Below are 13,754 nucleotides of genomic sequence, written 5' to 3'. Positions count from 1 at the left end.
ACTCTATCCAGCTGAGCTATGAGTGCATTTGTTACCGCGCATTATAGGCCGCTAAATCTTTTTGCCAACCACTTTTTCGTTTAATTTCAACGACTTAGGCGATTCAGGCAGATTACAGCGTCCTACATGAATAATGGCGGAGAAGGGGGGATTCGAACCCCCGATACCCTTGTGAGGTATACTCCCTTAGCAGGGGAGCGCCTTCGGCCACTCGGCCACCTCTCCGCAACACGGGGCGTATAATAACCAGACCCTTCCCCGTTTGCAAACTCTTTTTTGAAAAAAACTCGATAAAAATTAACGGGTTGGTTCTTCGTCCTTCTCTTTCTTGATCCGCAGGTAGATTTCCTCACGGTGGACGGCCACTTCTTTAGGGGCGTTTACCCCTATCCGCACTTGGTTTCCTTTGACGCCGAGCACGGTCACGGTGATTTCGCCGTCGCCAATGATCAGGCTCTCGGCGCACCGACGAGTCAGAATCAACATAGCTTTCTCCTCACGCAATTCAGTTCAGGGATAACAGTCTGCAAAAAAAAGGGCTTCAGCCTACAACCCGTGACGGCTGCTGACCTACGCCTAAGTATTGACTAGCGCGAGCAAAAGCACAGATTTCTCACACCAGCCAGAAAAACGAAGGGCGCGGCCAAGCCGCGCCCCCAGAGGCAGCCGCCTTACTCGCCCTGTCGGGCCGGGGCGTCCAGCTCGAAAGCGGTGTGCAGGGCGCGCACCGCCAGTTCCAGGTACTTCTCTTCTATTACCACCGAGACCTTGATCTCGGAGGTGGAGATCATCTGGATGTTGATGCTCTCCTTGGCCAGCGCTTCGAACATGCGGCTGGCGACACCGGCGTGGGAACGCATGCCGACGCCGACGATCGAGACCTTGGCGATGTTGGTGTCACCGACCACTTCGCGGGCGTTGAGCTCGACGGCGGTCTTGTCCAGGACCTTGTGGGCCTTGTCGTAGTCGTTGCGGTGCACGGTGAAGGTGAAGTCGGTGGTGTTATCGTGCGAAACGTTCTGCACGATCATGTCGACTTCGATGTTCGCGGCACTGATAGGGCCGAGGATCTTGAAAGCAACGCCCGGGGTATCCGGTACGCCGCGGATGGTCAGCTTGGCTTCATCGCGGTTGAAGGCGATGCCGGAAATGATCGGCTGTTCCATGGATTCCTCTTCATCAATGGTAATGAGGGTACCCGGACCCTCCTGGAAGCTGTGCAGCACGCGCAGCGGGACGTTGTACTTGCCGGCAAACTCGACGGCGCGGATCTGCAGCACCTTGGAACCGAGGCTGGCCATTTCCAGCATCTCTTCGAAGGTGATCTTGTCCAGGCGCTGGGCCTGGGCCACCACGCGCGGGTCGGTGGTGTAGACACCATCGACATCGGTGTAGATCTGGCACTCGTCAGCCTTCAGTGCTGCCGCCAGGGCCACGCCGGTGGTGTCGGAGCCACCACGACCGAGGGTGGTGATGTTGCCGTGCTCGTCGACACCCTGGAAACCTGCGACCACGACCACGCGGCCAGCCTTGAGGTCGCCGCGAATCTTCTGGTCGTCGATCTGCAGGATGCGCGCCTTGTTGTGCGCGCTGTCGGTGAGGATCCGCACCTGGTTACCGGTGTAGGACACCGCCGGAATACCACGCTTGATCAGGGCCATGGCCAGCAAGGCGATGGTCACCTGCTCGCCAGTGGAGACGATCACATCCAGTTCACGCGGAACCGGCTGATCGCTGATCTTCTTGGCCAGGTCGATCAGGCGATTGGTTTCGCCACTCATCGCCGACAGTACAACCACCAGGTCATCGCCGGCTTCACGGAACTTCTTGACCTTGTCGGCAACCTGCTCGATTCGCTCGACTGTGCCGACCGAGGTACCGCCAAATTTCTGTACGATCAACGCCATTTCAAAGCCGCCTCAGCCCATGAAGGGCACCCAATAAACATTCAAACGACGCCATGGCCCACCACTAGACGGCGGGCCGATGTACGCCTTAAACGCCCTGCTCCACGAATGGCACGGTCAGGGCCAGCGCGCTGTCCAGCGCTGCGGTGTCTACGCCACCACCTTGCGCCATGTCCGGACGACCACCGCCCTTGCCACCCACCGCGGCAGCGGCTTGCTTCATCAAATCACCGGCTTTGAGTTGGCCAGTCAGGTCTTTGGTCACACCGGCAACCAGTACGACCTTTTCCTCATGGACACTGCCGAGCAGGATCACTGCGCGGCCGAGTTTGTTCTTCAGTTGATCGACCAGCGCCAGCAGCGCCTTGCCATCCTGGCCATCGAGACGTGCGGCCAGGACCTTGACGCCCTTGACCTCGACGGCTGCGTTGGACAGGTCGTCGCCAGCAGCGCTGGCGGCCTTGGCCTGCAGTTGCTCCAGCTGTTTTTCCAGCTGGCGGTTGCGCTCGAGCACGGCCGAGAGCTTGTCGATCAGGTTGTCGCGACTGCCCTTGACCAGTTGCGCGGCTTCCTTGAGCTGCTCTTCGGCAGCGTTCAGGTACGCCAGTGCGGCAGCGCCGGTGACCGCTTCGATCCGGCGTACGCCGGAGGCCACGCCACCTTCGCTGATGATCTTGAGCAGACCGATATCACCGGTACGCTTGGCGTGGATACCGCCGCACAGTTCGACGGAGAAATCGCCGCCCATGCTCAGCACCCGAACGCTGTCGCCATACTTCTCGCCGAACAGCGCCATGGCGCCCTTCTGCTTGGCGGTTTCGATATCGGTCTCTTCGGTTTGCACCTCGGAGTTCTTGCGCACTTCGCGGTTGACGATGTCTTCCAGAGCCTTGAGCTGCTCTGGCTTGACCGCCTCGAAGTGACTGAAGTCGAAGCGCAGGCGCTGGCTATCGACCAGCGAGCCCTTCTGTTGTACGTGATCGCCCAGCACCTGGCGCAGCGCCGCGTGCAGCAGGTGGGTGGCGGAGTGGTTCAGAGAGGTGGCGTGCTGAACATCGGCATCGACCCGGGTCTGCACCTGAGCACCGACGGTCAGGGTGCCGCTGGCCACCACACCGTGGTGCAGGAAGGCGCCGCCGGTCTTGGTGGTGTCGCGCACATCGAAGCGTACGTTGCCCGCCTGCAGGTAGCCGGTGTCACCAACCTGGCCGCCGGACTCGGCGTAGAACGGCGTACGGTCGAGGATGACCACACCCTCCTCGCCTTCACCCAGCTGCTCGACGACCTTGCCGTCCTTATAAAGAGCAACGATGCTGGCGCTGCCTTCGGTGGCGTTGTAGCCGGTGAACTCGGTCGCCACGTCGACCTTGACCAGGGTGTTGTAGTCCAGGCCGAAGGCGCTGGCGGAGCGGGCACGCTCACGCTGGGCTTCCATCTCGCGCTCGAAGCCTGCTTCGTCGATGGTCAGCTCGCGTTCGCGGGCGATGTCGGCGGTCAGGTCCATCGGGAAACCGTAGGTGTCGTACAGCTTGAACACCACGTCACCCGGCACTACGGTGCCTTTGAGATCGGCCAGGTCCTGCTCGAGGATTTTCAGGCCCTGCTCCAGGGTCTTGGCGAACTGCTCTTCTTCAGCCTTGAGCACGCGCTCGATGTTGGAATGCTGTTGCTGGAGCTCGGGGAAGGCTTCGCCCATCTCGGCCACCAGGGCGGCGACGATCTTGTAGAAGAAGCTGCCAGTGGCGCCCAGCTTGTTACCGTGGCGGCAAGCGCGACGGATGATGCGGCGCAGCACGTAGCCGCGGCCTTCGTTGGACGGCAGCACGCCGTCGGCAATCAGGAAGCTGCAGGAACGGATGTGGTCGGACACCACTTTGAGCGACGACTGCTCTTCGTTGGCGCAGCCAATGGCGGCGGCCGAAGCGCTGAGCAGGTTGCGGAACAGGTCGATCTCGTAGTTCGAGTGCACATGCTGCATGACCGCACTGATGCGCTCCAGGCCCATGCCGGTATCCACCGACGGTGCTGGCAGCGGGTGCAGCACGCCATCGGCGGTGCGGTTGAACTGCATGAAGACGTTGTTCCAGATCTCGATGTAGCGATCGCCGTCTTCTTCCGGCGAGCCGGGTGGGCCGCCCCAGATGTCTGCGCCGTGATCGTAGAAGATCTCGGTGCACGGGCCGCACGGGCCGGTATCACCCATGGTCCAGAAGTTATCGGAGGCGTATGGTGCGCCCTTGTTGTCGCCGATGCGCACCATGCGCTCGGCCGGTACGCCGATTTCCTTGGTCCAGATGTCGTATGCCTCATCGTCGCTGGCATAGACGGTGACCCAGAGTTTCTCTTCCGGCAGGTTCAGCACCTTGGTCAGGAAGGTCCAGGCGTAGGTGATGGCGTCTTTCTTGAAATAATCACCGAAGCTGAAGTTACCCAGCATTTCGAAGAAGGTGTGGTGACGGGCGGTGTAGCCGACGTTTTCCAGGTCGCTGTTCTTGCCACCGGCGCGCACGCACTTCTGGCTGCTGGTCGCGCGGGTGTAGGCGCGCTTTTCCTGGCCAAGGAAGCAGTCCTTGAACTGGTTCATCCCCGCGTTGGTGAACAACAGGGTCGGGTCGTTGCCCGGAATCAAGGAGCTGGAGGCAACTCGGGTGTGTCCCTGCTCTTCGAAGAAGCGAAGGAAGGCTTCACGGATTTCTGCGCTTTTCATAGGTTCTTCCACGGAAACGGCGGCCTTAAGGCAAATGCTTGCGTCAAATTGACGAAACGACGGCAAAGGGCCGCATTATATCGGGCCTTAGGCTTGGGTGCAGTGTGTTTATGCTATAGAAACCGTCAATTGGACGGCCTGCAACGACAACGTCAGCGAAAAACCGCTCGCGACCACCCCGCCCGACCTCTCTGGGCCTGATTTGATCTGGTGACACGATATTACTGGGGCCGCACAAAGCAATTGGCAAGGTTTCCCGGATGAAATGTCGTTGATCCGGAAAAAATCGTTAGCAGCCTATACGTTTACCTGACATCTGTGCTAATAATTCCTCGCCGTTGACAACCGACGGTAACGCTCTCAGGGCGGGGTGCGATTCCCCACCGGCGGTAATTGCGCGCAATGCGCATAGCCCGCGAGCGCTTGCAGGCCTGCCTGCAAGGTCAGCAGACCCGGTGTGATTCCGGGGCCGACGGTCATAGTCCGGATAAAGAGAGAACGGGAGAGGTGCATCCGCGCCTGTCGTTGTGCAGCTGCATGGCGAAATCCCCTTCGATCCAGCGCCCTGTTTCTCATCCAAACAGGAGTCCGTTTCAATGCAACCTACCGCAATCGATAGCAAGAACCCTTCCCACGAGCGCATCGCCTTCATCCAGGCCTGCTGGCACAAGGATATTGTCGACCAGGCTCGCAAGGCATTCGTCGAAGAGATGGGTAAACAAGGCTATCAGGCGAGCGATATCGATTTCTTTGAAGTCGGCGGCGCTTTCGAGATCCCTCTGCACGCCAAGCTGCTGGCCCGAGGTGGTCGCTACGCCGGCATCGTCGCCGCCGGCCTGGTGGTCGATGGCGGCCTGTACCGCCATGAGTTCGTCGCCCAGTCGGTGATCAGCGGCCTGATGCAGGTGCAGCTGGAAACCGAGGTGCCGGTGTTCTCGGCAGTGCTGACCCCGCACCACTTCCATGCCGGTGACGAGCATCAGAACTTCTACTTCGAACATTTCCTGGTCAAGGGCGCCGAGGCGGCCAAGACCTGTGCCGATACCCTGCACAAGCTGCGCGCCCTGCGTCGCAATGAAGTGCCGCAAAAAATGGCCGGCTGAATAACCCTGTAGGAGCGGGCTTGTCCCGCGATGCGATGCAGCAGGTAGATCGCAATCGCGGGGCAAGCCCGCTCCCACCCAATCAGCCTAGCTGTTCGGGGTTGGCGGGAACGATCAGAATCCCCGCCCGCAAACCATTCTTGACCTTCGGGTTGGGGAAGATGATGCGCGCGCCCTGCTCCTCGACGATCCAGCGGGTGTCGGCGATATCCTCGGCCAGCAGGTAGCCGGGTTCGAGCTCCGAGAAGTTCTCTATATCCGCAGGCAGGTTCAGGCGAAAATGCTCGCTGTGCTTGATGATCTCGCGAGCCACGCTGAATAGCTGCAGGCCATCCAGGGCTTGAGGCTCTTCAGGCTCGGTGCCTTCGATGATCTGCTTGAGCCGGGTCTCCAGACGCTCGACATTGACCTGGCCGTTCTCCCCGAACGGCCGCGCCTTGCCCAGCTCCAGGGTGAAGGCTTCAGCCTCCAATTGCTCATAGGTGTAGGCGGTGAAGGTGATCGACACCTTGCTTTGCAGCAGCACCGCCTCCATGCCGGCCGCGCTCAGGCGCGCCAGTTCGCGACGCGAATGCTGGCGACCTTCCTTGTACGGATAGAGGGCGAACTGCTCGATCTTCGAACCACGAATGGCGGTGTGCAGGTCGTAATGCAGGCGGGTGCGCTCGGGGACGCTGAAAAAAGTCGCCGCCAGGCGCTCCAGCTCACAGGCACGCAGGGCCTCGGCACCACTGGACTGATCGTGGCGGCCATTGAACAAGCGGTTGACGTCCTGCTCGATGTAACGCTCGCCGCGGCGGATCGCCTCGGGGTTGCCGAACAGGAACAGAATACGCGCACGCGGCTTGAGATCGCCGCGGGCAATGTCGTGCAGCAGCCGATCGAGCAACTCGATCGGTGCGGTTTCGTTGCCATGGATGCCCGCCGACAGCAGCAGGTCCTGGCCATTGTCACGAGCCTCGGGCGGGCGCACTTCGAGGGCGCCCTCGCCGAGCCAGCGCATGCGTACGCCGTCGACAGTCAGCTGGGTCTTCTCTGCCGGTTCGCGACCGGCCAGGGTCAGTTCAAGCAGTTTGCCGAGGGCGAGCATGGGCTATTCCTTAGTGATGGTGGCCGCAGTCGGGACCATGGACGTGTTCTTCATCGTCGCCGGCATCGGCCGGTTCCATTTCCAGCTGCAGGCTGACCAGGTTGGTGGCCAGCGGACGCAGCAGCAAGTTGGCATACTCGGCATCGTCTTCTTCGACGTCGACGCCGATCAGCAGCTGACCACGGCCATCCTGCTGAATCCATACCTCCTTGCCTTGCCAGACCACCGCAAAGCGGGTGCAGGAAGTTTCCAGCTGGGTGCCATCGTCATCTTCAAGGATCAGCTGCAGGGCGTCGGACATAGTCGAATTCTCTCTCAAGGTTGAAGTTGGAACGGATAGACCGAACCCAGTTTGAGGATCTGGGTCAGTTCATCCAGGGCCGTACGACATTCCAGCAACAACTGCGGATCGGCCAGGTCGGTTTCGCTCAGGCGATCACGGTAGTGCTTGTCAACCCATTGGGTCAGGGTGTCGTACAGCGGTGCGGTCATGATAACGCCTGGATTGACCGCCGCCAGTTCCGTTTCATTCAATGCCACGCGCAAGCGCAGGCACGCCGGCCCGCCACCGTTCTGCATGCTCTGCTTGAGGTCGAAGACCTTGACCTCGCTGACCGGTCCGCCAGAGCCGGTCAGTGACGACAGATACGCCCAGACCCGCTCATTGTTGTGGCACTCTTCCGGCACGATCAGCAGCATCGAACCATCGGCGCGAGACAGCAACTGGCTGTTGAACAGGTACGAACGCACGGCGTCCTCTACCGTGACAGCCGAGCGCGGTACGCAGATCGCCTTGAAGTTACCGCCTCGTTTAGCCAGTTTAGCCTGCAGTTGGCCAAGTATCGCCTCGGTCTCGAGGAAGGCATCTTCGTGGTAGAACAGCACTTCGCCGTTACCCACCGCGATCACATCGTTGTGGAACACGCCCTGGTCAATCACCGCCGGGTTCTGCTGGGCGTAGACCACGCCCTCCTCGCTCAGGCCGTGCAGGCGGGCGACGGCTTGCGAAGCTTCGAGGGTCTGGCGCGCCGGGTATTTCTGCGGCGCCGGATAGCGGGTGTCGAAGGCGCTGCGCCCGTAGACGAAGAATTCAACACCGGCCTCGCCGTAGCTGCGGCAGAAACGGGTATGGTTGGCTGCACCTTCATCACCGAACTGCGCCACGGCCGGCAAGGCGGCGTGGTGGGCAAAGTGCTGCTGGTTGGCGAACATCGCGCCCAGCACACGGCTGGTAGTCGGGTGCTCGATACTGCGGTGATATTTGCAGTTGAGGTTGGCAGCCGTGAAGTGCACGCGACCGTCCGCCGTGTCGGCACTCGGGCTGACGGTGGCGGCATTGGCCACCCACATGCTCGATGCCGAGCAGCTGGCGACCAGCAACGGCATGGCGTCCTTGGCGGCACGCTCGATCACTTGCGCATCGGTGCCGGCAAAACCCAGGCGGCGCAGCGCGGCCACGTCCGGACGCTCCTGCGGGGCCAGTACGCCCTGTTGGAAACCCATCTCCATCAACGCTTTCATCTTCGCCAGGCCCTGACGCGCCGCTTCCCGCGGGTTGGACGCCTGCTGGCTGTTGCTTTGCGAAGCAACGTTGCCGTACGACAGCCCGCCGTAGTTGTGCGTCGGTCCGACCAGACCATCAAAATTCACTTCAAACGATTTCATCGGCAAGGCTCCGTGGACCTTTTGTTATAGGGAGACGCCTGGCGTCAGTGTGGCAGGCAGGGTCAGGCTGGCGGTCTCCAGCGAGGCTACCGGGTAAGCACAGTAATCCGCCGCGTAGTAGGCGCTGGCGCGGTGGTTGCCGCTGGCACCCACTCCACCGAATGGTGCGCTGCTGGCGGCGCCGGTCAGTTGTTTGTTCCAGTTGACGATGCCGGCGCGGCTTTGCAGCCAGAAGTACTGGTAGCGCGCGTGGGAATCGGACAACAGGCCGGCTGCCAGGCCGTACTGAGTGTTGTTGGCCTCACTGATGGCCGCATCGAAATCGCTGTAGCGAATCACCTGCAGCAGCGGGCCGAAGAACTCTTCGTCAGGGCGATCGGCTACCGCGCTGACATCGATGATGCCCGGGGTCAGCAAGGCGGCCGTGGCCTGCGGCTGGGTCATTTGCAGCAGCGCGATACCACCGTTGCCCAGCAGTTGCGCCTGGGCATCGAGCAGTGCCTTGGCGGCGCCCAGGGAGATCACCGAACCCATGAACGGCGCCGGCTGCTGATCGAAAGCGCCGACCGAGATGTTCTTGCTCACCTCGACCAGGCGCTTGAGCAGCGCATCGCCCCAGGCGCCTTGCGGCACCAGCAGGCGGCGTGCACAGGTGCAGCGCTGGCCGGCGGAAATGAACGCCGACTGGATGATGGTGTACACCGCGGCGTCCAGGTCCTTGACCTCGTCGACCACCAGCGGGTTGTTGCCGCCCATCTCCAGGGCCAGGATCTTCTCCGGACGGCCGGCGAACTGCTGGTGCAGCAGGTTGCCGGTGCGGCTGGAGCCGGTGAAGAACAAACCGTCGATGCCCGGGTTGGCAGCCAGGGCCACGCCAGTTTCGCGGGCGCCCTGGACCAGGTTGAGCACGCCTGCCGGCAGGCCGGCCTCGATCCAGCACTTGACCGTCAGCTCGGCGACTTTCGGAGTCAGTTCGCTGGGCTTGAACACTACGGTGTTACCGGCCAGCAGCGCCGGGACGATATGACCGTTGGGCAGGTGACCGGGGAAGTTGTACGGGCCGAACACCGCGACCACGCCATGGGGCTTGTGGCGCAGCACGGCGGTGGCATCGGCCAGCGGGCCGCTCTTTTCACCGGTGCGCTCGCGGTAGCTCTGTACCGAAATCGCCACCTTGTTGACCATGCTGGTCACTTCGGTCGTGGCTTCCCACAGCGGCTTGCCGGTTTCTTCACCGATGCAGCGCGCCAGTTCATCGGCATTGGCCTTGAGCGCGGCGGCAAAGGCTTCGAGCACACTGATGCGCGCCTCCAGCGACTGCAGCGCCCAGCCGGCAAAGGCCTGACGCGCGGCCTTGACGGCGCTGTCAACCTGCTCGGCGCTGGCGCCCTGGCCTTGCCAGACAACCTGCTGGCTAACCGGATCGAGCGATTGCAGCGCTTCGCCCTGCCCTGCCTGCCAGCTGCCGGCGATAAAGTGAGTCGTCATTATTTGGCCTCCCGGGCAGCGGACAGTGGTACGGCACGCACCTGGTCACCGGCGCTCAGGCGCAGGCGTTTGGCGGTCTGTGGGTCGACCACCAGGGTGCCGGCGGCAAAGCGCGCAGGTGCGGCGGTGATGCGGCAGTCTTCGCGCTTGCGGTTGTGAATGATGAACGGGGTCGCGTCGTCGCCCGGGGTACCGACGGCCAGTACCAGCGCCTCGCTGTCGTGCACTGCGCGGATCTTGGCGGTTTCGCACTCCACCGCAGGGCCCGCGTCGAAGATGTCGACATAGCCCTGGTAGCTGAAACCTTCGCTTTTGAGCATTGCCAGCGCCGGCTCAGTGTCGGTGTGCACCCGGCCGATGACGTTGCGCGCCGCTTCCGAGAGGAAGCAGGTGTACAGCGGGAACTTGGGCATCAGCTCGGCAATAAAAGCCTTGTTGCCGACGCCGGTCAGGTAATCGGCCTGGCTGAATTCCATCTTGAAGAAGTGCCGGCCCAGGCTTTCCCAGAACGGCGAACGGCCCTGTTCGTCGGACATGCCGCGCATTTCAGCGATGATCTTGTTGCCGAACAGCTCCGGGAACTCGGCGATGAACAGCAGGCGCGCCTTGGCCAGCAAGCGGCCATTGAGGCCACTGCGGTGGTCGCCACGCAAGAACAGTGAGCACAGCTCGGAGTTGCCGGTCAGGTCGTTGGCCAGGAACAGGGTGGGGATTTCCCGATAGATGTTCAGTTCCTGGGAAGCGCTGACGGTCAGGCCGACCCGGTAGTTGTACCAGGGCTCACGCAGGCCGACCGCACCGGCGATGGCGGAGATACCCACCACTACGCCTTCGTCGTTTTCCAGCACGAACAGGTAATCGGCATCACCGCGTTCGGCTTCGCCACGGAAAGTCTTCTCGGCCCAGCCGACCCGGTGTGCCAGGCGCTCTTCGTTGGCCGGCAAGGTGGTCAGGCCGGTGCCGGTGCTGCGCGCCAGCTCGATCAGCGCAGGTAAATCGCTGCTGCGTACGGGACGAACGATCATGCTATCTCCTCGGGCGGCGGCCTTGGGCCTGCCGCAAAACTCGACCTGGGTGCTCGGTTATCGAACCGCAGGGATCAAACCGCGACCAGACGGACGCTGGCGCCTTCACCGACGCCCAGGGCTTCGGCAGCTTCAAGACTCAGGCTGACCGGCTTGCCGGGTGCCCAGTCGAGCTCCAGCAGCACCGCGCGGTAATCCTGCAACTGGCCGTTGCTGACCAGGTACGGGCGCCCGCCCTTGCTGGCGGCATCGTCCAGCTTGACCGGCATCACCCGGCTCTGGGCAATCGAACGGATACCGGAAACCCGCGCATGCAGGGTCGGACCGCCGTCGAAAATGTCGATGTAGTGATCGGTCTCGAAGCCTTCGCGCATCAGGATGTCGAAGGTGATCTGCGCCCGCGGGTGCACCTGGCCCATGGCCTCCTGCGCGGCATCCGGCAGCAAGGGCACGTAGATCGGGTAATGCGGCATCAGCTCGGCCAGGAAGGTCCGGCTCTTGAGACCGCACAGGCGCTCGGCCTCGGCGTAGTTGAGGTCGAAGAAGTTGCGCCCGATGGCATCCCAGAACGGCGAATCGCCATGCTCGTCGCTGTAGCCGACGATTTCGGTGACCACCGACTCGGCGAAGCGTTCCGGGTGGGCGGCCATGAACAGCAGGCGGCCACGGGAGTTGAGCTCGGCCCAGCCGCTGCCGACCAGCTCCGGCAGCACGTAGAAGCTGGTCAGCAGGCTGTTGCCGGTCAGGTCGTGGCATTGCGACAGGACGTGAATCTTGTTGTGGATCTTCAGCTCCCGGGACGCATGCACGAAGGTCTCGTTGCGAAAGCTGTAGAACGGCTCGGAATAGCCAGCTGAGGCGACGATGGCCGAACAGCCGACCAGCTTGCCGGTACTGCTGTCTTCAAGGACGAAGAAATAGCTCTCTTCTCCGTTGAAGCTGACTTCGGCAGCGAAGGACGTTTCCGAAGCGGCAATCTTGTCGCTCAGGCGACCGGCATCATCCGGCAAGGACGTGACACCAATGGGGCTGTCTGCGGCAAGACGCTGTACTTCACCCAGATCAGCCATTTGCGCGGGGCGCATCACCAGCATGGTGTCACTCCTTTCGGGAAAACAGGCCGACATCCGCCGGCTCAAAGAAAAACAGCAGGCGCCCGCAGGCACCTGCTCTGGAATTCGGTTTCACCGGCCCGTCAGGGCCGATGAAAGGACTTCAGGCTTGAATCAGGCCTGAGTCAGTTTTGCTGCAGCGCGCTCGAAACGGTCCAGGCCTTCATCGATATCGGCATCCTCGACCACCAGGCTCGGGGCGAAACGCACGACGTCTGGGCCGGCTTGCAGCACCATCAGGCCTTCTTTCTCGGCGGCGTTGAAGACATCCTTGGCCTTGCCTTTCCAGGCCTCGGACAGCACGCAACCGATCAGCAGGCCAACCCCACGTACCTGGGTGAACAAGCCGTATTTCTCGCCGATCTGCTCCAGGCGTGCCTTGAACTTCTGGTGCTTGGCCTTGACGCCGGCCAGCACTTCAGGGGTGTTGACCACATCCAGCACCGCGCTGGCGACGGCACAGGCCAGCGGGTTGCCGCCGTAGGTGGTGCCGTGGGTGCCGACGGCCAGGTGCTTGGCCAGGTCTTCGGTGGTCAGCATGGCGCCGATCGGGAAACCGCCGCCCAGGCTCTTGGCACTGGAGAGGATGTCCGGAGTCACGCCGTAGTGCTGGTAGGCAAACAACGAGCCGGTACGGCCAACGCCGGTCTGCACTTCGTCGAAGATCAGCAGCGCGTTGTGCTTGTCGCACAGCTCGCGGGCGCCTTGCAGGTAGGCAACGTCAGCCGGGACCACACCGCTCTCGCCCTGGATCGGCTCGATGACCACGGCGCAGGTCTTGTCGGAAATCTGCGCCTTCAACGCGTCCAGGTCGTTGTACGGCACGTGGCTGATACCCGTGATTTTCGGCCCGAAACCGTCAGAGTACTTCGGCTGGCCGCCGACGCTGACGGTGAACAGGGTGCGACCGTGGAAGCTGTTAACGGTGGCGATGATCTCGTGCTTCTCGGGGCCGAAACGGTCGTGGGCGACACGCCGGGCCAGTTTGAACGCCGCCTCGTTGGCTTCGGCGCCGGAGTTGCAGAAGAACGCACGGTCGGCGAAGGTCGCATCGACCAGCTTGTGCGCCAGGCGCAGGGCCGGCTCGTTGGTGAACACGTTGGACACGTGCCACAGCTTATTGGCCTGCTCGGTCAGGGCGCCAACCAGCGCCGGATGGGCATGGCCAAGGACGTTAACGGCGATGCCGCCGGCGAAATCGATCAGCTCGCGGCCCGCCTGATCCCAGACGCGGGAGCCCGCTCCACGGACGGGAATGAAAGCCGCCGGTGCATAATTGGGGACCATCACCTGGTCGAAATCGGCGCGTTGCACCGGAGCTTGCTCAACGGACATCGGAGTCTCCTGAAGAGGAACGCCTGCCTGGAACTGGCGAGCGATGGGGGGATTGTAAGGACAGATCGGCGCCTGACCTTGCCGCCAAGCGACAACTTCTTATAGCGCCAAACCCTGTTTTACCAAGGCTTACGGCAATGCGACAAATAGGGTCGCAAAGGCGCAGTTTAAACGCTGCGGGTGTGGTGGGGACACAACTGTATTCGGGCTGCTGCGCAGCCATCGCCGGCAAGGCCGGCTCCCACAAGGGGCTCTGCATACACAAGAACTGTGGGAGCAACTGTCTTGATCAGGCTGTTTGCTCTCGCCAAGGGGTATTGTC

11 protein-coding genes, 1 tRNA gene and 1 riboswitch are annotated in these 13,754 nt (G+C 62.1%); of the genes, 1 reads left to right on the top strand and 11 read right to left on the bottom strand.

From position 1 onward, the window contains the following. Positions 1-134: 134 nt before the first annotated feature. The 4 genes from ABM562_RS09025 to alaS form a co-directional block, all read right to left on the bottom strand. Positions 135-225: transfer RNA gene (locus ABM562_RS09025), tRNA-Ser, on the bottom strand. A 72-nt stretch (positions 226-297) separates the two neighbouring features. Next, entirely contained in the window at positions 298-486 is a 189-nt protein-coding gene (csrA, locus tag ABM562_RS09020) for a carbon storage regulator CsrA (protein ID WP_460421502.1), read from the bottom strand. 185 nt (positions 487-671) lie between these two features. Beyond that, entirely contained in the window at positions 672-1,907 is a 1,236-nt protein-coding gene (locus tag ABM562_RS09015) for an aspartate kinase (protein WP_115088128.1), read from the bottom strand. An 88-nt stretch (positions 1,908-1,995) separates the two neighbouring features. Continuing rightward, positions 1,996-4,614 (bottom strand): alanine--tRNA ligase, encoded by a 2,619-nt coding sequence (alaS, locus tag ABM562_RS09010; RefSeq protein WP_115088129.1) that lies wholly within the window; start codon positions 4,612-4,614, stop codon positions 1,996-1,998. A 352-nt stretch (positions 4,615-4,966) separates the two neighbouring features. Beyond that, positions 4,967-5,118: riboswitch (FMN riboswitch) on the top strand. 92 nt (positions 5,119-5,210) lie between these two features. Here alaS and ABM562_RS09005 point away from each other — a divergent pair. After that, a complete protein-coding gene (locus ABM562_RS09005) occupies positions 5,211-5,717 on the top strand; it encodes a 6,7-dimethyl-8-ribityllumazine synthase (RefSeq protein WP_115088130.1) in 507 nt (168 codons plus the stop codon). Positions 5,718-5,799: 82 nt separating this feature from the next. Here ABM562_RS09005 and astE read toward each other — a convergent pair whose 3' ends face one another. From astE to ABM562_RS08970, 7 genes are all read right to left on the bottom strand, one after another. Further along, positions 5,800-6,807 (bottom strand): succinylglutamate desuccinylase, encoded by a 1,008-nt coding sequence (gene astE / locus ABM562_RS09000; protein ID WP_115088131.1) that lies wholly within the window; start codon positions 6,805-6,807, stop codon positions 5,800-5,802. Positions 6,808-6,817: 10 nt separating this feature from the next. After that, positions 6,818-7,108, bottom strand: a complete 291-nt coding sequence (locus ABM562_RS08995; RefSeq protein WP_115088132.1) for a topoisomerase II — start codon at positions 7,106-7,108, stop codon at positions 6,818-6,820. 14 nt (positions 7,109-7,122) lie between these two features. Further along, positions 7,123-8,472: an N-succinylarginine dihydrolase gene (astB, locus tag ABM562_RS08990; RefSeq protein WP_115088133.1), complete on the bottom strand. Its 1,350-nt coding sequence runs from the start codon at positions 8,470-8,472 to the stop codon at positions 7,123-7,125. A gap of 24 nt (positions 8,473-8,496) precedes the next feature. Beyond that, positions 8,497-9,963 (bottom strand): succinylglutamate-semialdehyde dehydrogenase, encoded by a 1,467-nt coding sequence (astD, locus tag ABM562_RS08985; RefSeq protein ID WP_166675710.1) that lies wholly within the window; start codon positions 9,961-9,963, stop codon positions 8,497-8,499. Then, complete coding sequence (gene astA, locus ABM562_RS08980) at positions 9,960-10,985, bottom strand: arginine N-succinyltransferase (protein WP_115088135.1); 1,026 nt, start codon at positions 10,983-10,985, stop codon at positions 9,960-9,962. Before astA ends, astD begins: the two co-directional genes overlap by 4 nt. 74 nt (positions 10,986-11,059) lie before the next feature. Next, positions 11,060-12,079 (bottom strand): arginine/ornithine succinyltransferase subunit alpha, encoded by a 1,020-nt coding sequence (gene aruF / locus ABM562_RS08975; RefSeq protein WP_115088136.1) that lies wholly within the window; start codon positions 12,077-12,079, stop codon positions 11,060-11,062. A 132-nt stretch (positions 12,080-12,211) separates the two neighbouring features. Continuing rightward, positions 12,212-13,432: an aspartate aminotransferase family protein gene (locus ABM562_RS08970; RefSeq protein ID WP_115088137.1), complete on the bottom strand. Its 1,221-nt coding sequence runs from the start codon at positions 13,430-13,432 to the stop codon at positions 12,212-12,214. Positions 13,433-13,754 lie beyond the last annotated feature (322 nt).

The sequence above is a fragment of the Pseudomonas sp. ZL2 genome (assembly GCF_054788455.1).
This window is presented reverse-complemented; position numbering and strand designations above follow the sequence as displayed.

Coding starts and splice junctions, on each gene's coding strand:
- csrA (WP_460421502.1), bottom strand. CDS start 486: ATGTTGATTCTGACTCGTCGGTGCGCCGAGAGCCTGATCATTGGCGAC.
- ABM562_RS09015 (WP_115088128.1), bottom strand. CDS start 1,907: ATGGCGTTGATCGTACAGAAATTTGGCGGTACCTCGGTCGGCACAGTC.
- alaS (WP_115088129.1), bottom strand. CDS start 4,614: ATGAAAAGCGCAGAAATCCGTGAAGCCTTCCTTCGCTTCTTCGAAGAG.
- ABM562_RS09005 (WP_115088130.1), top strand. CDS start 5,211: ATGCAACCTACCGCAATCGATAGCAAGAACCCTTCCCACGAGCGCATC.
- astE (WP_115088131.1), bottom strand. CDS start 6,807: ATGCTCGCCCTCGGCAAACTGCTTGAACTGACCCTGGCCGGTCGCGAA.
- ABM562_RS08995 (WP_115088132.1), bottom strand. CDS start 7,108: ATGTCCGACGCCCTGCAGCTGATCCTTGAAGATGACGATGGCACCCAG.
- astB (WP_115088133.1), bottom strand. CDS start 8,472: ATGAAATCGTTTGAAGTGAATTTTGATGGTCTGGTCGGACCGACGCAC.
- astA (WP_115088135.1), bottom strand. CDS start 10,985: ATGATCGTTCGTCCCGTACGCAGCAGCGATTTACCTGCGCTGATCGAG.
- aruF (WP_115088136.1), bottom strand. CDS start 12,079: ATGCTGGTGATGCGCCCCGCGCAAATGGCTGATCTGGGTGAAGTACAG.
- ABM562_RS08970 (WP_115088137.1), bottom strand. CDS start 13,432: ATGTCCGTTGAGCAAGCTCCGGTGCAACGCGCCGATTTCGACCAGGTG.